Genomic DNA, 16,541 nt, shown 5'->3' with positions numbered 1-16,541 from the left:
CGGCACCGGCGCGCGCCGACCCTTTCAGTGTGGTGCCATGCCTGCCCTGGCGTCGCTTTCGCGGATCAACGGCATGCCCATCGCCTGCGCATAGCCGCTGGGGGCGAAGCGCCAGGTCACCAGCAGCATCAGCAGCACCGTCACGCTCAGCAGCAGCCAGGAGGCCTGGAAGTCGCCGCTGACGTCGCGCAACCAGCCGGTGACGTAAGGCACGATGCCGGTGATGATGAAGCCCACGCCTTGCACGAACGCCGCCAGCGCCCCCGCACTGGCCGGGGCCTTGAGGTGTTCGAGGGTCAGCGTGAGGCTGAGGCTGAAGCACGCGCCCAGGCCGAAGCCGATCAGGGCCACCCATAGCCCGGCGATCGCCGGGGCCAGCAGCAGGCCGACAAAGCCTGCCAGTTGCACGGTCAACGCCAGCCACAGGCCGGGGCGCCGATCCACCAGGCGACGCAGCAGCAAGGGCAGCCCGAGGGCGCCGGCCACCTGGAACACGGTCATCAGCCCCACCAGCTCGCCACCGCCCTGGGCACTGCCGCCGACCTGCTGGTAGTAGGCCGGCAGCCACGCCACCATGCTGGTGTAGCCGCCATTGATCAGCCCGAAATAGACCGCCAGCAGCCATGCCCGACGGCTGCCGAACGGGTGCCCGCTGGCACCTGCGCCGCCGACCGCCGCTTCGAGCTGCGGGCGCACCCAGGCCCATACCGCGAACGCCAGCAAGGCCGGCAACAGCCAGATGCCCAGGCCTGCCTGCCAGTGCGAGAACTGCTCGGCCACCCGCGGCCCGAGCACGGCGGCGGCCCCGCCGCCGCTCATCAGGGCTGCCGAATACACACCCATGGCCATGGCCAGGCGGTGAGGAAACCAGCGGTTGACCAGCCCCGGCATCAACGCCTGAATGCAGGCCACCCCAAGCCCGGCCAATGCCGCGCTGGCGATCAGCGCAGCGGCGGAGTCGAGGGTCAGGCGCCAGGCGCAGGCCAGCGCGATGGCGGCCAGCCCGGCGAGCATCGCGCCCTGCTCGCTGACCCAGCGGCGCAACCAGGGTTGCAGCAAGGGCACCAGCCCCATGCACAGCACGGGCAAGGCGGTCAGCAGCGCGGCCTGCTGGTAGCCGATGCCGGTGCTCTGGCGGATGGCCTCCAGCAATGGGCCGATGCTGGTGAGGATGGGCCGCAGGTTCAGCGCCATCACCACCACCAGCAACAGCAGCAAGGTACTGCGAGCCTGCTCGCGCATCACCCCTGCACCTGCTGCCAGGCAGCGTACAGGCCCTGCTCGCCGGCTGGCTTCAGGGGTGCCAGGGGCAGCGACTGCTGCTGCGGCGGGCGTGCCATCTGCGCGTACACCGCTGCCGTCGACAGGCCATAGGGCTCGCCGTCTTCGTTGCTGTAGGCGAACCAGGCGCGCTCGATACCGCACAGGTGCATGGCAGCCAGGCACATCGGGCAGGGGTGGCCGGTGGCGTAGATTTCGCAGCCCTCCAGGCGCGGGCTGCCGAGTACCTGGCTGGCCAGGCGGATGGCCTGCAGTTCGGCGTGGGCGGTCGGGTCCTGGGTCAGGTGGATCTGGTTGACCGCCTCGGCGATCACCCGGCCCTGGTGCACCAGCACCGCCGCGAACGGGCGGCCGCCGGCCTGGATGTTCGCCCGGGCCAGCCCCAGCGCTTGCTGCATGAAATGTTCGTTGGCCATGGTCAGGCTCCTGTCAGGTTCAATGGGCATCGTGGGCCAGCAGCAACTCGACGATCCGCTGCTGGCCGCGTTCCCGGGCGTGCTGCAGGGGCGTCACGCCCTGGCGGTCGGCAAGGTTGACGTCGGCACCGGCGTCGATCAGCAGTTGCACGATGGCCTGGTGACGCGGGCCGCCATCGCTGAGCAGGATGGCTTCGAGCAGCCCGGTCCAGCCCAGCGAGTTCACGTGGTCGGGTGCAACGCCGGCGGCCAGCAGGCGGGCGACCACCTCGACATGGCCGCGCTCGCATGCGGGGATCAGCGCCGTGCCGCCATAGCGGTTGGTGCTCTTGAGGTCCGCGCCATGGGCCAGGGTCATCTCCAGAATCTGCAACTGGCCTTCGGCGCCGGCCAGCAGATACGGGCTGTCGTGCATCCAGTTGCTGGCGTTGACGTCAGCGCCGGCGTCGATCAACCGGCGCGCCGCCGCCACATGCCCACCGGCAGTGGCCAGCAGCAGCGGCGTATTGTTGCGCGAGTCGCGCTGATCGACGTCGGCACCCTGGGCCAGCAAGGCGCCGACGCGGGTGGGGTTGCCGCTGGCGGCGGCTTCGAGCAAGGTGTCGGCCGCCCCGGCGGCCCCGGCGATGCCGAGGCTGGCGCACAGCCCGGCAACCCCGTACATCCAGTGTCTGAGCAATGACATGGCGCCTCCTTTGGTGCAATGAAGCGGGATTATCCGAGGCTTGGGGTGTAGCATGAAATTAATTGATTTCATGCATACCAGTGGGTAATCGAATGCTTGACCCTGTACTGCTGCGCAGCTTCGTGACCGTGGTGGAAACCGGCAATTTCACCCGCGCCGCCGAGCGCCTGCACCTGACCCAGTCGACCATCAGCCAGCAGATCATCCGGCTGGAGCAGCACCTGGGGGTGCGCCTGCTGGATCGCAGCCAGCGCCAGGTGTGGCCGACCGAAGACGGCGAGCGCCTGCTGGGGTATGCCCGGCGCCTGCTGCGCCTGGACGAAGAGGCGCGCCAGGCGTTCAGCCCGGTGCAGGCGCAACGGGCGCTACGTCTGGGGGTGCCGGAAGACCTGGCCGGGGAAGTGCTGACCGAGCCATTGAGCCGGTTCATCGGCGAGCGCCCGCATGTGCGCCTGGAGGTCGAGAGCGGGCTGAGCAGCCCGCTGCTGCGCCTGTACCGTGATGGCGAGCTGGACTTGCTGCTGGTCAAGCAATGGGGTGCGGACCGCGACCGCCATGCCGGCTGGCACGAGCCGTTGTCGTGGGTGTGCAGTGCCGGGCAGACGCAGCTGGCCGACCCGGTGCCGCTGGTGGTGTTTCCGGTGGGGGCGCTGTACCGGCAGGAAATGATCAATGCGCTGGAGGCCCGTGGGCGCAGCTGGCGTATCAGCTATTCGAGCACCAGTCTGGCCAGCCTGGGGGCGGCGGTGAGTGCGGGGTTGGGCGTGAGCCTGATACCGACCCGCAGCGTGTTGCCGACCCATCGGGTGCTGGGTGAGGCGCAGGGGTTTACCCCGGTCCAGGGCCTGGAGCTGGCGTTGTACGGGCGCAAGGGGCTGGACGCCGATGGCCTGGCGCTGCGCGAGCTGCTACAGGCCCTGTGCGAGCAGCGCGCAGGGTATCGAGGGGGCCAGCCCCCTACTCCCCCGCCACCCGCGCCCGGTAGCTCCCCGGGCTCTCCCCCGTCCATTTCTTGAACGCGCGATGAAACGCGCTGGGCTCCTGGAAGCCGGTCTGCTCGGCAATCTGCGCCACGCTCAACACACCATCGCGCAAGCATTCGAACGCCAGTGCACGGCGCACCTCGTCCTTGATCTGCTGGTACGAACACCCTTCACGCTCCAACTGCCGGCGAAAACTGCTCGGGCTCAGGCCCTCGGCTGCCGCCATGCCCAGCAAGGTTGGCCACTGCCCGTACTGACGCCCGCGCAGATGCCGGTATACCCGCGCCGCCAATCCGTTCTGGTTGCGGTAGCGCACCACCAGCCACTGCGGCGCACTGCGCAGGAAGGTCTTGAGCGCACCCAGGTCCTGCACCACCGGCAAGCGCAGGTAGTGCGCCGAGAACTCGACCTGGGTGCGGCCACTGCCCAACTGCAGGTTCGGCCCCCACAGCAACGCGTCGTCCTCCAGCACCGCACGCCCGTCGCGCAGTTCGGTACGGTCGATGGCGATGCGCCGCCCCCCCAGCCAGCACAGCAGGCTGACCACCAGCACCAGGAAGGTCTCCTCTGCATATACCCGAGTCTGCGCATCGTCGAAATGCGACTCCAGGCTGATCACCGCACGCTGCCCACGCACCACCAGGCGCCCGCGCACGTCACGCAGGAACAGGCCGAAGTTGCTCAGGCACTGGCGCAAGGCCTTTTCCAGCGTCGGCTCCTGGATCAGCCCACGACAGATCAGGGCGAAACTGCCCAGCGGCATGCCGTGGCTGTCGAGGTTGAAGAATTCGTCGCCCAGGTCTTCAATGAGCAGCAGCCACAGCCGTGCGAACGCCCTGGCCGGCACCCGTGCATCGGGTGCGTCCACCACCGCCGGGTCGATGCCCGCCTGCACCAGCAACGCACTGGCGCGCGCCGGCTGTTGGCGCAGTGTGTGCAGCATGATGTGCACGAAGTACACCGCGACCGAATCGTTTTCCCGCATGACTGTTTCCGCTATGCAGCGTAAGAATATGGCAAAAAGTGCCAGCCTCGCTGGGCAGTTATGGCATAGGCCCAGGCGTGACCTTTGCCTAGACTCGAACCCATCCCGAGCGTGGCCCCGGGCGCCATTCTGGCAGAGCCAGGCAGCGCCCCGCCACGCTTTCGCACACTGGAGTCGCGTATGAACACCCCGCAAATCTATGTAGTGAGCGCCGTTCGCTCGGCCATCGGCACCTTCGGCGGCTCGCTCAAGGACCTGCCCCTGGCCGACCTGGCCACCCAGGTGACCCGCGCCGCCATCGAACGCTCCGGCATTGCCCCCGAACAGATCGGCCACATGGTCATGGGCAACGTGATCCCCACCGAGCCGCGTGACGCGTACCTGGGCCGCGTGGCCGCGATGAACGCCGGCGTGCCCAAGGAAACCCCGGCATTCAACGTCAACCGCCTGTGCGGCTCGGGCCTGCAGGCCATCGTCTCGGCCGCGCAGAGCCTGCTGCTGGGCGAGGCCGAGGCGGTGATTGCCGCCGGCGCCGAATCCATGAGCCGCGGCCCGTACCTGCTGCCGCAGGCGCGCTGGGGCGCGCGCATGGGTGACCTGAAGGGTGTCGACTACATGCTGGGCATTCTGCAGGACCCGTTCGAAGGCTTTCACATGGGCATCACCGCCGAGAACGTGGCGGCGAAAAACGGCATCACGCGCCAGATGCAGGACGAGGTGGCCCTGACCAGCCAGCAGCGCGCCGCCCGCGCCATCGCCGAAGGCCGCTTCACCAGCCAGATCGTGCCCATCGAGATCCCGAGCCGCAAAGGTCCGGTACGTTTCGAGGTGGACGAGCATGTGCGTGGCGATGTGAGTGCCGAGCAACTGGCCGGCATGAAGCCTGCTTTCAAGAAGGACGGCACCGTCACCGCCGGCAACGCCAGCGGCCTCAACGACGGCGCCGGCGCCCTGGTGCTGGCCACCGGCGAAATGGTCGAGCGCCTGGGCCTGCGCCCGCTGGCGCGCCTGGTGGCCTATGCACATGCAGGCGTCGAGCCCGAGCTGATGGGCCTGGGCCCGGTGCCGGCCACGCGCAAGGTGCTGGAAAAGGCCGGCCTGAGCGTCGCCGACCTGGACGTGATCGAGTCCAACGAAGCCTTCGCTGCCCAGGCCTGCGCCGTGTCGCGGGAACTGGGCCTGGACCCCGAAAAGGTCAACCCCAACGGCTCGGGCATTTCCCTGGGCCACCCGGTGGGGGCCACAGGGGCCATCATCGCCACCAAGGCGATCCATGAGCTGCAACGTATCCAGGGCCGCTACGCGCTGGCCACCATGTGCATCGGCGGCGGTCAGGGTATCGCCGTCGTGTTCGAACGTGTTTGAGTCGGAGTTAACCGTGAGTATTGAAAACATCGCCGTGATCGGCGCCGGCACCATGGGCAACGGGATTGCCCAGGTGTGTGCAGTGGCCGGCTACCAGGTCACCCTGATCGACGTGTCCGAGGCCGCGCTGGAGCGTGGCCTGGCCACCCTGCGCAAGAACCTGGAGCGCCAGGTCAGCAAGCAGACCCTGCAGGCCGAACAAGCCGAGGCAGCCCTGACGCGCATCGCCACCAGCACCGACTACGCGCAGCTCAAGGGCGCGCAGCTGGTGATCGAGGCAGCCACCGAGAACCTCGCCCTGAAGGTGAAGATTCTGCAGCAGGTGGCCGCCAGCGTGGCCGACGACTGCGTCATCGCCACCAACACCTCGTCGCTGTCGATCACCCAGCTGGGCGCATCGGTGAGCCAGCCCGAACGTTTCATCGGCGTGCACTTCTTCAACCCGGTGCCGATGATGGCGCTGGTCGAGATCATTCGCGGCCTGCAGACCAGCGACACCACCTACGCCAGCGCCATGGCCCTGACCGAGCGCGTGGGCAAGACCGCCATCAGTGCCGGCAACCGCCCGGGCTTCGTGGTCAACCGCATCCTGGTGCCGATGATCAACGAGGCGATCATGGTGCTGCAGGAAGGCCTGGCCAGCGCCGATGACATCGACACCGGCATGCGCCTGGGCTGCAACCAGCCCATCGGCCCGCTGGCCCTGGCCGACCTGATCGGCCTGGACACGCTGCTGGCGATCATCGAGTCGTTCCACGACGGCTTCAACGACAGCAAGTACCGCCCCGCTGCCCTGCTCAAGGAAATGGTCGCCGCCGGCTACCTGGGGCGCAAGAGCGGCCGCGGCTTCTTCACCTACTGAGGTACGGGCATGCCGCAGACCTGCGCCGAACGTTGCGCCAACTTTGAAGAACGTCGGGACAAGGCACTCGAACTCTTTGCGGTCAAGGGGTTCGGCCAGGTCAGCATGCGTGAACTGGCCAGCCACCTGGGGCTGACGGCGGGCTCGCTGTATCACCACTTCCCGAGCAAGCAGCACCTGCTGTTCGACCTGATCGAAGAGCTGTTCGAGGAGTTGCTGGCCACCCTGCAGCCCCGTGGGCGCGGCAAGCCCGAGGCCACGGCGTTGAGCCGGGTGATAAAGGCACACTGGGCGCTGCATGCCGAGCGCCCGTTGCAGTTTCGCCTGGCCGAGCGTGACCTGTGCTGCCTGAGCGAGGAACAACAGGCACGCATCGCCCAGCTGCGCCGTGAATACGAAACCCGCCTGTTGCAGCTGATCGCCCCTCACGCGGCCCTGCCGCCGCCAGCCCGGGAGGCGACCGGCCATGTCATCGCCACGCTGCTCAACAGCCTGCCCGGCTGGTTGCAGGCCTCACCGCTGGGGCAGCCACAACGCCTGGCGCTGATGGAAAACATGCTGCTGGGGGCGATAGAGCGCACCCTGCAGACCGGTGCGCTGGACGCTGCCGCTTGAACTCACGCCAACGTCAGGCCTATTTCAGGAGTTCCTGAATCTGGTCGCGCAGGCTGTCCAGGTCGAACGGCTTGGCCAGGATCGGTGCCTTGAACGCGATCGGGCTGCCCGACTCGCGGATCTCCGCCGGGTAGCCACTGATGAAGATCACCTTCAGGTCCGGGCGCAGCTTGACCGCAGGTTCGGCGATCTGTACCCCTGAAATGCCGCCCGGCAGGCGGAAGTCGGTCACGATAAGGTCCAGGTGCGGCTTGCTGGCCAGGATCTTGAATGCCTGCTCGCCATCTTCGGCCACCAGCACGTGATAGCCCTCGCCTTGAAGATAGTCCTTCAGGATCATGCGAATGACCGGTTCGTCTTCGACGACCAGTACTACATCTTGCGCATCTTCACTCATGCCAATGCCTTCAACTCGTATTTGATTCATGGGGGATCGCTATACGACCCCGGCCTCACGCAGAGGTTGCCTGCTGCGCGCCACTTTCTTGCGGGCTGCGTACCAGTGGCAGGCGCACGCTGAATGTCGCGCCCTGGCCCTCGGTACTGCTGACCGTGATGCTGCCGCCATGGGCCAGCACGATCTGTTCGGAAATATACAGGCCCAGCCCCAGGCCGGCACTGCTCTGGTTGGAGCATACCCGCTCGAACTGCTGGAAGATGCGCTGCTGGTTCTCGGCACTGATGCCGATGCCATGGTCGCGCACCTGCACGCAGGCCATGCCCTGTTCCTCGAACACGCGCACCTGCACCGGCGACTTGGCGCCATAGCGCAGGGCGTTGGTGAGCAGGTTGGCGATCACCTGCTCGATACGAAACTCGTCCCAGTAGCCGACCAGTTCGGCGCCGGCCTGCAGGCTGATGCTCGAGTCGACCGCAGCCGCCTGGGCGGCGAAGTTCTCGACCAGGTCGCTGACCAGCTGGCACAGGTCGAACGATGCGGGCCGGATCGACAGCTTGCCGGTACGGATGCGCGACACGTCGAGCATGTCTTCGATCAGCCGGATCAGGCTGTTGATCTGGCGCTCGTCACGCTCGACCATGGCGTGCATCTTGTCCAGGGTGAAGGCATCGGCGTTGTTGCGCGCCAGGTGCAGCTTGCGCAGCTGGGTCTCCAGTATCAGACCGTTGAGCGGTGTGCGCACCTCGTGGGAGACGATCGACATGAAGTCGTCGCGCATGCGTACCGCGTGCTCCAGCTCGCTGCGCGTGACCTGCAGCTGCGCCAGCAGCAGCTCCTGCTCCTGGCGGCTGCGCTCCAGGGCCTCCAGCTGCTGGCCGAGGGCCTTGCGCTGGCGGTACAGGTCGATGAACACCGCCACCTTGCTCTTCACCGCCTGGGTGTCCAGCGGCTTGTGCAGGAAGTCCACCGCGCCGCTCTCGTAGCCCTTGAAGGCGTAGTTCATCTCGCGCGCCGCAGCGCTCACGAACACGATGGGAATGTTCTTGGTCTTTTCCGTACCGCGCATCATCTCGGCCAGTTCGAAACCGTTCATCCCGGGCATCTGGACGTCGAGGATGGCCAGCGCGAACTCGTGCTCGAGCAACAGCGACAACGCATGGTCGGCCGATTGCGCCTGGTACACGTTGCGGTCCGGCCCCTTGATCAGCGCCTCGAGCGCCAGCAGGTTTTCCGGCAGGTCGTCGACGATCAGCAGGTTTGCTTGGATATGGCTTAGCATGCACGTGGTTCCAGCTTGGCGAGCAATTGCCCGATGCCATTCAATGGGAGTATGTGGTCGGGCCGGTGCAGCGCCAGCGCCGCCTCGGGCATGACCGCGACTTGCGCCTCATGCGGGTCCTGAATCAGGGTAGTACCGCCGTGCTCCTTGATGCGCGCCAGCCCGCGCGCACCGTCTTCGTTGGCGCCGGTCAGCAACACGCCGACCAGGCCGTCGCCATAGGCATCGGCGGCCGACTCGAAGAGGATGTCGATCGAGGGCCGGGAAAAGTGCACGCGGTCCTCCTGGCTCAGGGACAGGCTGCGGTCACGCTCCACCGACAGGTGATAGCCGGGGCCGGCCACGTAGATCATCCCCGGCACCACGCTTTCCTTGTCGCGGGCCTCCTGCACGGGGCGCTGCAAGCGACGGCTGAAGACTTCGGCCAGCTGGCTGTGGCGGTCGTCGGGCAGGTGCAGCACGCACAGCAGCGCAATGGCGTAGTCGGCGGGCAAGGCGGCAAACACCGTGAGCAGCGCCGACACGCCCCCGGCTGAAGCCCCCACCACGATCGCATCGGTGCCTTTCATGACTTTCGGTAGATCCGTTCTGGCTTGACCAGCGCGTCGAAGCGGTTGGCGTAAGCGGAAAAATCCAGGGTTTCCTTGCTGCCCAGCACCAGAAAGCCACGGTGGCACAGCGAGTCGTGAAACAGGCCGAAGGCCCGGTCCTGCAGGGTCTTGTTGAAGTAGATGAGCACGTTGCGGCACGAGATCAGCTGGGTTTCGGAGAACACGCTGTCGGTGGCCAGGCTGTGGTCGGCGAAGGTCACGTTTTCGCGCAGGCTGCTGTCGATGATCGCGTTGCCATAGGCGGCAGTGTAGTAGTCGCTGAAGGCCCGGCGCCCGCCGGCCTTCTGGTAGTTCTCGGTGTACTCGCGCATGTTCTGCATCGAGTAGATGCCCTGCTTGGCCTTTTCCAGCGAGCTGGGGTTGATGTCGGTGGCGTAGATGATGGTGCGTTCGAGCAACCCTTCTTCGCGCAGCAGGATGGCCATGGAGTAGACCTCCTCGCCCGTGCTGCAGCCGGCAATCCAGATCTTGATCGAGGGCCAGGTCTTGAGGTGCGGCACCACCTCCTCGCGCAGCGCGAGGAAGTGACCGGGGTCGCGAAACATCTCGCTCACCGGGATGGTGAGGTACTGCAGCAACTGCATGAACACACTCGGGTCGTGCAGCACCCGTTCCTGCAGGGCCGACACCGTGGCACATTCGAACTGGCGCACGGCATGCAGCACCCGGCGCTTGATCGAAGCGCCGGAATAGTCGCGAAAGTCGTAGCTGTACTTGAGGTAGATCGCCTCGATCAGCAGCCGGATTTCAATGTCGGTGTTACGTTCGATACTCAAATTCGCTCCAGTTGCGGCAGCCATACCCGAATCAGGGAGAACAGCCGGTCCAGCTCTATCGGCTTGGCCAGGTAGTCGTTGGCGCCGGCCTGCAGGCAGCGCTCCTGGTCATCCTTCATGGCCTTGGCGGTGACGGCGATGATCGGCAGCTTGCGCCAGCGCGGGTCCTTGCGAATGCGCCGGGTGGCTTCATAGCCGTCCATCTCCGGCATCATCACGTCCATCAGCACCAGGTCGATATCGCTGACCTGCTCGAGTTTTTCGATGGCCTCGCGGCCATTGCGACCGATCTCCACGATCGCGCCCTTGTGCTCCAGCGCACTGGTGAGGGCGAAGATGTTGCGCACGTCGTCGTCCACCAGCAGGATCTTGCGCCCCTCGAACACCTTGTCGCGGCTGCGCGCGGTCTTGAGCATGCGCTGACGTTCATGGGACAGCGTCGACTCGACTTTGTGCAGAAACAGCGTGACTTCATCCAGCAACCGCTCGGGTGAACGCGCGCCCTTGATGATGATCGAGCGCGAGTACTTGAGCAGGTCGGCCTCTTCGTCGCGGGTCAGGTTGCGCCCGGTGTAGACGATCACCGGCGGGAACGAGCGGATATCGTCGGCGGTCATGCGCTTGAGCAGCTCGTTGCCGAGCATGTCGGGCAGCTTGAGGTCGATGATCATGCAGTCGTAGATGTTCTCGCGCAGCAGCTCCAGGGCTTCCTGGGCCATGCCCACCGCGGTGATCTTGATGTCTTCGTCGCCGATCAGGCGGGCGATGCTTTCGCGCTGCAGGTCATCGTCTTCCACCAGCAGGATGTGCTTGAGCTTCTGGGTCAGCTTGGCTTCCAGGCGGCCGAACACGGCCTTGAGCTCCTCGCGGCTGGTGGGCTTGACCGCATAGCCGATCGCGCCCATGTGCATGGCCGCCTCGACACGGTCCTCGACCGAGATGATGTGCACCGGTATGTGCCGGGTGGACGCCTGCTCCTTGAGCCGCTGCAGCACGGTAAGGCCGGAATGGTCGGGCAGGCGCATGTCCAGCAGGATGGCGTCGGGGATGTAGCTGGCCGCCAGTTCGAAGCCTTCGTCGGCGGCCTGGGCTACCAGGCAGCTGTAGCCCAGTTCGTGGGCCAGGTCGAAGAGGATGCGGGCAAAGTTGGGCTCGTCCTCGATCACCAGGATGCAGCGGTTGCTGAACGGTGCCAGGTGACGGTCGTCGGCGAAGCTGGCCGCCGGACGCGGGGCTTCGGCGGCCGGCAGCACGACGGGGGCCGCCACGGGCAACGGCGCGGCGGCGCGGGCCACCAGTGCCAGCGGCTGCGCCTCGACGCTCGGCTCGTACGACTCGGGCAGTATCAGGCTGAACACGCTGCCCTGGCCCAGCTGGCTTTCGACACGGATCTGGCCACCCAGCAACTGCGCCAGGTCACGGGAAATCGACAGCCCCAGGCCCGTGCCGCCGTAGCGCCGGTTGGTGGTGCCGTCGGCCTGGTGGAAGGCTTCGAAGATGCTCTGCTGCTGGTCGTCGGCAATGCCGATGCCACTGTCGCGCACCGAGAACACGATGCCGGTGCCGGCCTGGTAGCCGATGGTCAGCGCCACCTGGCCGCGCTCGGTGAACTTCAGCGCGTTGGACAGCAGGTTCTTGAGGATCTGCTCCAGGCGCTGGCGATCGGTGAACAGGGTGGCCGGTACCTGCGGCTCTACGGTGACGCTGAAGGCCAGCTGCTTCTGCTGCGCCAGCGGCTCGAACAGGCTGCGCAGGCCTTCGGCCATGCGGCTGATGTGGGTGGTTTCGGCGCGTACATCGAGTTTGCCGGCCTCGACCTTGGCGATGTCGAGAATGTCGTTGATCAGGTTGAGCAGGTCGTTGCCGGCCGAATAGATCGACTCGGCGAACTTGACCTGCTCGGCGCTGAGGTTGTCCTGCGGGTTCTCGGCCAGCAGCTTGGCCAGGATCAGCGAGCTGTTGAGCGGGGTGCGCAGCTCGTGGGACATGTTGGCGAGGAATTCGGACTTGTACTTGCTCGAGCGCTGCAGTTCCTCTGCACGCTCCTGCAGCTCGACCTGCACCCGGTTCAGCTCGCCGTTCTTGCGGTCCAGCGCATCGCGCTGCTCGGCCAGCGCGTCGGTACGCTCGGCCAGTTGCTCGTTGGTCTGCTCCAGCTCGGCCTGCTGCGTCTCCAGATGGGCCTGGGACTCCTTGAGCACCCGGGACTGTTCCTCGAGCTCTTCGTTGGCGGTCTTGAGCTCTTCCTGCTGCACCTGCAGCTCTTCGTTGAGCTGCTGGGTTTCGGCCAGCACTTCCTGCAGGCGCTGGCGATAGCGCGCACTCTCGATGGACGTGCCCAGGTTGTCGGCCAACCGCTCGAGGAACTCGATGTCGCGGTCCTCCACTGCGCGCAGAAAGCCCAGCTCGACCACGCCATTGACCTGGCCGTCGTTGATCGCCGGAATCACCAGCACGTTGCGTGGGCACCCCTCGCCCAGCCCGGAGCTGACCTTGAAGTAGTCCTGCGGCACCTCGTCCAGGCGCATCAGGCGACGCTGCGCCACGGCCTGGGCAAGGATGCCCTCCTGGGCGCCGACGACCTGCTCCTGCCCCTGCTGCTCGCGGGAGAAGCCGTAGCTGGCCACGCGGCGCAGGCTGCCATGCTCGTCGCGCACGTACACGGCCGCCACCACGCTGCCCAGGTAATGGGCGAAGAACTGCAGGATGTTGTTGCCCAGCATCGGCAGGGTCAGTTGCCCCAGCACCTGCTCGGCCAGACGCGATTGCCCGGCGCGCTGCCAGGCCTGCTGTTCGAGGCGCTCGGCAGCGCGCTGCTGGGCCTCCAGGTTGGCCGCGTAGTTGCTGGACAGGTTGAGCAGGTCGCGGCGGCCGATGTAGGCCAGCAATGCGCTGAGCAGCACCACGAAGGCCAGGTAAAGGGAAATGGACCACTTCGTGGTGTTGCTGACCTGATCGTTGCGGGCAAGACGCAGCTGTTGCTCCATCGCGACGAAATCGTCGAACTCCTTGCGGATCTCGTCGGTCAGGCGCTTGCCCTGACCGAGCTTGATGGGCGTGCGGTAGTCGTCGTTGGCGCGGCGCAGGGCGATCATGTCCTTGCCGAAGTTGTTCCAGGCGGCCTGCAGGGCCTGCAGGCGGCTCAGCCGGTCGACCTGCTGCGGGTTGTCGGCCACCAGTTCCTTGAGCGTCTCGAGTTCGGCCTGTATGCGTGGCTTGGCCACTTCATAGGGGTCGAGGAACTGCTCGTCGCCAGTGAGCAGGAACCCGCGCATGCCGGTTTCCATGTCGATGGACAGCTTGACCGCCTCGTTGGCGTTGTTGATCACCCGGTCGGTGTGGGCGACCCACTGGATGACCGACAGCAGGTAGGCAATCACGGCGACGAAAACCACCGCACTGATCAGACCGACCCCCAGGGGCAGGCCGATGTTGCGGCTCAGCAGCTTGCGAAAGCTCTGCTGATCGGTCGAGGCTGGTTGACTCATTGGAAAGGCCCGAGCAAGTAGACGAACGAAAGAGTGTGACGGATTTTCGAGCAATTGTTCCAGTTTTCCGCCAGTTCAATGCCCGCAGCGTGGCGCCGTGCCCGTGTTGGCCGGGCATCGAGCCCGTATTTGAGCCAGTGCTGCGCCAAACGTTCCCTGTTTGGCCAGAGCCCGCTATGCTCACTGGCTGGTACGTTTGACGATCCAGGGAACTAAGCACCGCGTGCTGTTTACAGATAGTGTGTCACCCATTTTCACAGGATCCTGCCATGCCCGATAATCACCCTCTTCTGGTCGTCGAAGACGACGCCATCGTGCGCATGCTGATGGTGGATGTGCTCGATGAACTGGGTTACCAGGTGGTGGAGGCCAAAGATGCCGAACAAGCGCTGCAAGTGCTGGGCAACCCGGACAAACCCCTTGCCCTGATGATGACCGATGTCGGCTTGCCCGACATGGACGGCAAGCAACTGGCGGGCAAGGCCCGCGAACTGCGGCCGCTGTTACCCATCCTGTTCGCCAGTGGCTATGCCGACAGCTTCGATGTGCCCGAGGGCATGCACATGATCGGCAAGCCGTTCAGCATCGACCAGCTGCGCGACAAGGTGACCTCGATTCTGGCCCTCTAGGCGCGCCAGCTCCCGCACCGCTGTACCTGCGGGAGCCGGCCTGCCGCCGAAGGGGCCGAAACGGGTGGCCCGGATTCTGGTTTAATACGCCTTTTTTGCCCAAAGGCCCGCCCTCCCCATGCACCCAACCGCCCTCCACGTACTGGTCATCGGCTATGTCTGGCCCGAACCCCGCTCTTCGGCCGCCGGCGGGCACATGATGCAGCTGCTGGAGTGTTTTCTGGAGCGCGGCTGGCACATCACCTTCAGCAGCCCCGCAGCCATCGGCGAACACAAGGCCGACCTCGCGAGCCTGGGCATCGCCGAGCAGGCCATCGAGCTGAACAACGCCAGTTTCGACCGTTTCATCGCCGACCTTGCCCCCGACGTGGTGTTGTTCGATCGCTTCATGATGGAGGAGCAGTTCGGCTGGCGCGTCGAGAAGCATTGCCCGGCGGCCCTGCGCGTGCTCGAGACCTCCGACCTGCAGAGCCTGCGCGATGCCCGTCATCAGTTGCTGCGCCGGCGCCTGGCCGAGGGCCTGGACAGCAACGACTTTCGCGCGCTGTTCAACACCTCGGGCCCCGACCTGTATCGCCAGATGGCCGGTGCCGACCTGGCCCAGCGTGAACTGGCGGCGATCTACCGCAGCGACCTGAGCCTGATGATCTCGGATGTCGAGATAGACCTGCTGGTCAATGGCTTCGGCGTGCCCGAGGCGTTGCTGCACTGGTGCCCGCTGATGCTGGCGCCGCCCACCGAAGCCTTCAGGCCGTTCGCGGAACGCGAGCACTTTCTCAGCATCGGCAACTTCCGCCACGCGCCGAACTGGGATGCGGTGCTGTGGATGAAGCACAGCCTGTGGCCGATGGTCCGCCGTCGCCTGCCCAAGGCGCAGTTGCACATCTATGGTGCCTACACGCCGCCCAAGGCCACCGCGCTGCACAATGCTGCCGAAGGGTTTCACGTGATGAACTGGGCTGAGGACGCCCTGCAGGTGATGAGCGGCGCACGGGTGTGCCTGGCCCCGCTGCGCTTTGGCGCCGGCATCAAGGGCAAACTGACCGATGCGATGCTGTGCGGCACGCCCAGCGTGACCACCCCGATTGGCGCCGAGGCCATGCACGGCGACCTGCCCTGGCCAGGCCTGGTGGCCGACACCGCCGAAGGGTTGGCCGATGCCGCGGCGCGGCTCTACAGCGAGCAACCGCGCTGGGAGCAGGCCCAGCGCGACGGGCGCCAGCTGCTGAGCGCCCGCTACGACAGGCGCTGGCACGGCCAGGCCCTGGTGCAGCGCATCGAACACACGCTGGCACACCTGGATGAACAGCGCCTGTACAACTTCACCGGGGCCATGCTGCGCCACCATCACCACAAGAGCACCCAGTACATGGCCCAGTGGATCGAGGCCAAGAACCGGCCTAGCGGCGGCGCAGCAGATACGTGTCCATGATCCAGCCCTTGCGCGCGCGGGCCTGCTCGCGCTGCGCCAGGATCTGCGCCTTGACCTGCATCAGCGGCCCCTCGATCAGCAGCTCGTCGGCAGTGCCCAGGTAGGCGCCCCAATAGATGTGCAGGTGCGGATCGTCCAGTTCGGAGAAGGCGCATTGCCCGTCCAGCATCACCACCACGTTGTCGATGCCTGACTCATCAGCCAGGCGTCGGCCTGGCAGGATATGCAGCGGCTCGCCGATACGGTTCAGTGCAATGCGGTGAGCGGCCGCCAGGGCCTGGACGCTGCTGATGCCGGGGATGACTTCAAGGCTGAACGCCGGCTGCGCCACCCGCTCCAGAATGCGCAGGGTGCTGTCGTAAAGCGTCGGCTCGCCCCACAGCAGGAACGCGCCGCATTGCCCCTCGGCAAGCTCGTCGTGCAGCAGGCGCCCAAACAGCGCAGCGCGCTGGCGGTGCCAGTCCTCCACGGCACCGACGTAGTCTGCAGCCGCCGCGTCGCGTTGCGGGTCTTCGACCTGCACCAGGCGATAGGGCCGGGTGACGTGGCGCTCCAGCAGCTCCTTGCGCAGGCGCAGCAGGTCGTCCTTGGCGGCGCCCTTGTCCAGCACGAAGAACACGTCGGCGCGGTTCAGGCTGTCGATGGCTTCGAGGGTGATCTGCCGGGGGTTGCCCGGGCCTATTCCAATCAGCAGCAGGTGTTTCATCGCAAGCTCTCCCTGGGGCGCGCGGCCA

General features: G+C 66.2%; 16 protein-coding genes. 6 read left to right on the top strand and 10 right to left on the bottom strand.

Annotated features, from left to right (window positions below):
- Positions 1 to 24: 24 nt before the first annotated feature.
- The 3 genes from N0B28_RS10810 to N0B28_RS10800 are packed head-to-tail and all read right to left on the bottom strand — an operon-like array spanning position 25 to position 2,361.
- Entirely contained in the window at positions 25 to 1,242 is a 1,218-nt protein-coding gene (locus N0B28_RS10810) for a cyanate transporter (RefSeq protein ID WP_275731768.1), read from the bottom strand.
- Entirely contained in the window at positions 1,242 to 1,697 is a 456-nt protein-coding gene (locus tag N0B28_RS10805; RefSeq protein WP_078481169.1) for a nucleoside deaminase, read from the bottom strand. Before N0B28_RS10805 ends, N0B28_RS10810 begins: the two co-directional genes overlap by 1 nt.
- 19 nt (positions 1,698 to 1,716) lie before the next feature.
- Complete coding sequence (locus tag N0B28_RS10800; RefSeq protein ID WP_043864086.1) at positions 1,717 to 2,361, bottom strand: ankyrin repeat domain-containing protein; 645 nt, start codon at positions 2,359 to 2,361, stop codon at positions 1,717 to 1,719.
- A 113-nt stretch (positions 2,362 to 2,474) separates the two neighbouring features.
- Between N0B28_RS10800 and N0B28_RS10795 the strand changes: the two genes are divergently transcribed.
- Positions 2,475 to 3,398: a LysR substrate-binding domain-containing protein gene (locus tag N0B28_RS10795; protein WP_229590210.1), complete on the top strand. Its 924-nt coding sequence runs from the start codon at positions 2,475 to 2,477 to the stop codon at positions 3,396 to 3,398.
- Here N0B28_RS10795 and N0B28_RS10790 read toward each other — a convergent pair.
- Positions 3,340 to 4,350, bottom strand: a complete 1,011-nt coding sequence (locus N0B28_RS10790) for an AraC family transcriptional regulator (RefSeq protein WP_058540352.1) — start codon at positions 4,348 to 4,350, stop codon at positions 3,340 to 3,342. The genes N0B28_RS10795 and N0B28_RS10790 overlap by 59 nt on opposite strands.
- A 180-nt stretch (positions 4,351 to 4,530) precedes the next feature.
- On the opposite strand from N0B28_RS10790, the gene N0B28_RS10785 reads away from it, so the two are divergent.
- Genes N0B28_RS10785 through N0B28_RS10775 form a run of 3 tightly spaced genes read left to right on the top strand, consistent with a single transcriptional unit; the run spans position 4,531 to position 7,192 of the window.
- Positions 4,531 to 5,715 carry an acetyl-CoA C-acyltransferase family protein gene (locus N0B28_RS10785; protein WP_043861759.1) on the top strand — a complete coding sequence of 395 codons (1,185 nt, stop codon included), beginning with the start codon at positions 4,531 to 4,533 and terminating at the stop codon, positions 5,713 to 5,715.
- A gap of 13 nt (positions 5,716 to 5,728) precedes the next feature.
- Positions 5,729 to 6,577: a 3-hydroxybutyryl-CoA dehydrogenase gene (locus N0B28_RS10780; protein WP_275731765.1), complete on the top strand. Its 849-nt coding sequence runs from the start codon at positions 5,729 to 5,731 to the stop codon at positions 6,575 to 6,577.
- 9 nt (positions 6,578 to 6,586) lie between these two features.
- Positions 6,587 to 7,192, top strand: coding sequence for a TetR/AcrR family transcriptional regulator (locus N0B28_RS10775; protein ID WP_043861757.1), 606 nt, complete (start codon positions 6,587 to 6,589; stop codon positions 7,190 to 7,192).
- Positions 7,193 to 7,211: 19 nt separating this feature from the next.
- On the opposite strand, the gene N0B28_RS10770 is transcribed toward N0B28_RS10775, so the two are convergent.
- From N0B28_RS10770 to N0B28_RS10750, 5 genes are read right to left on the bottom strand one after another with little or no spacing between them, the layout of a single operon-like run.
- A complete protein-coding gene (locus N0B28_RS10770) occupies positions 7,212 to 7,589 on the bottom strand; it encodes a response regulator (RefSeq protein WP_043861756.1) in 378 nt (125 codons plus the stop codon).
- 55 nt (positions 7,590 to 7,644) lie between these two features.
- On the bottom strand, positions 7,645 to 8,871 hold the full coding sequence (locus tag N0B28_RS10765; protein WP_275731761.1) for a hybrid sensor histidine kinase/response regulator: 1,227 nt from the start codon (positions 8,869 to 8,871) through the stop codon (positions 7,645 to 7,647).
- The gene (locus tag N0B28_RS10760; RefSeq protein WP_043861754.1) at positions 8,865 to 9,440 is read right to left on the bottom strand and encodes a chemotaxis protein CheB; all 576 of its coding nucleotides are present in this window, start codon (positions 9,438 to 9,440) and stop codon (positions 8,865 to 8,867) included. Before N0B28_RS10760 ends, N0B28_RS10765 begins: the two co-directional genes overlap by 7 nt.
- Positions 9,437 to 10,258 (bottom strand): protein-glutamate O-methyltransferase CheR, encoded by an 822-nt coding sequence (locus N0B28_RS10755; RefSeq protein WP_043861753.1) that lies wholly within the window; start codon positions 10,256 to 10,258, stop codon positions 9,437 to 9,439. Before N0B28_RS10755 ends, N0B28_RS10760 begins: the two co-directional genes overlap by 4 nt.
- The gene (locus tag N0B28_RS10750) at positions 10,255 to 13,746 is read right to left on the bottom strand and encodes a response regulator (RefSeq protein ID WP_054914314.1); all 3,492 of its coding nucleotides are present in this window, start codon (positions 13,744 to 13,746) and stop codon (positions 10,255 to 10,257) included. The genes N0B28_RS10755 and N0B28_RS10750 overlap by 4 nt, the downstream gene beginning before the upstream one ends.
- A 269-nt stretch (positions 13,747 to 14,015) precedes the next feature.
- On the opposite strand from N0B28_RS10750, the gene N0B28_RS10745 reads away from it, so the two are divergent.
- Both N0B28_RS10745 and N0B28_RS10740 read left to right on the top strand, forming a co-directional pair.
- Positions 14,016 to 14,375, top strand: coding sequence for a response regulator (locus N0B28_RS10745; RefSeq protein ID WP_054914313.1), 360 nt, complete (start codon positions 14,016 to 14,018; stop codon positions 14,373 to 14,375).
- A gap of 118 nt (positions 14,376 to 14,493) precedes the next feature.
- Entirely contained in the window at positions 14,494 to 15,807 is a 1,314-nt protein-coding gene (locus N0B28_RS10740; protein WP_058540353.1) for a glycosyltransferase, read from the top strand.
- On the opposite strand, the gene cobF is transcribed toward N0B28_RS10740, so the two are convergent.
- Positions 15,776 to 16,513 (bottom strand): precorrin-6A synthase (deacetylating), encoded by a 738-nt coding sequence (gene cobF, locus N0B28_RS10735; RefSeq protein WP_058540354.1) that lies wholly within the window; start codon positions 16,511 to 16,513, stop codon positions 15,776 to 15,778. The two genes, N0B28_RS10740 and cobF, sit on opposite strands and share 32 nt — an antisense overlap.
- Positions 16,514 to 16,541: the final 28 nt, after the last annotated feature.

This window comes from Pseudomonas sp. SD17-1, assembly GCF_029201585.1.
Lineage (GTDB): Bacteria > Pseudomonadota > Gammaproteobacteria > Pseudomonadales > Pseudomonadaceae > Aquipseudomonas > Aquipseudomonas palmensis.
This window is presented reverse-complemented; position numbering and strand designations above follow the sequence as displayed.

What these genes read in the sequence shown, in the direction of transcription:
- N0B28_RS10810 (WP_275731768.1), bottom strand. Translation starts at nt 1,242, where the DNA reads ATGCGCGAGCAGGCTCGCAGTACCTTGCTGCTGTTGCTGGTGGTGGTG.
- N0B28_RS10805 (WP_078481169.1), bottom strand. Translation starts at nt 1,697, where the DNA reads ATGGCCAACGAACATTTCATGCAGCAAGCGCTGGGGCTGGCCCGGGCG.
- N0B28_RS10800 (WP_043864086.1), bottom strand. Translation starts at nt 2,361, where the DNA reads ATGTACGGGGTTGCCGGGCTGTGCGCCAGCCTCGGCATCGCCGGGGCC.
- N0B28_RS10795 (WP_229590210.1), top strand. Translation starts at nt 2,475, where the DNA reads ATGCTTGACCCTGTACTGCTGCGCAGCTTCGTGACCGTGGTGGAAACC.
- N0B28_RS10790 (WP_058540352.1), bottom strand. Translation starts at nt 4,350, where the DNA reads ATGCGGGAAAACGATTCGGTCGCGGTGTACTTCGTGCACATCATGCTG.
- N0B28_RS10785 (WP_043861759.1), top strand. Translation starts at nt 4,531, where the DNA reads ATGAACACCCCGCAAATCTATGTAGTGAGCGCCGTTCGCTCGGCCATC.
- N0B28_RS10775 (WP_043861757.1), top strand. Translation starts at nt 6,587, where the DNA reads ATGCCGCAGACCTGCGCCGAACGTTGCGCCAACTTTGAAGAACGTCGG.
- N0B28_RS10770 (WP_043861756.1), bottom strand. Translation starts at nt 7,589, where the DNA reads ATGAGTGAAGATGCGCAAGATGTAGTACTGGTCGTCGAAGACGAACCG.
- N0B28_RS10765 (WP_275731761.1), bottom strand. Translation starts at nt 8,871, where the DNA reads ATGCTAAGCCATATCCAAGCAAACCTGCTGATCGTCGACGACCTGCCG.
- N0B28_RS10760 (WP_043861754.1), bottom strand. Translation starts at nt 9,440, where the DNA reads ATGAAAGGCACCGATGCGATCGTGGTGGGGGCTTCAGCCGGGGGCGTG.
- N0B28_RS10750 (WP_054914314.1), bottom strand. Translation starts at nt 13,746, where the DNA reads ATGAGTCAACCAGCCTCGACCGATCAGCAGAGCTTTCGCAAGCTGCTG.
- N0B28_RS10745 (WP_054914313.1), top strand. Translation starts at nt 14,016, where the DNA reads ATGCCCGATAATCACCCTCTTCTGGTCGTCGAAGACGACGCCATCGTG.
- N0B28_RS10740 (WP_058540353.1), top strand. Translation starts at nt 14,494, where the DNA reads ATGCACCCAACCGCCCTCCACGTACTGGTCATCGGCTATGTCTGGCCC.
- cobF (WP_058540354.1), bottom strand. Translation starts at nt 16,513, where the DNA reads ATGAAACACCTGCTGCTGATTGGAATAGGCCCGGGCAACCCCCGGCAG.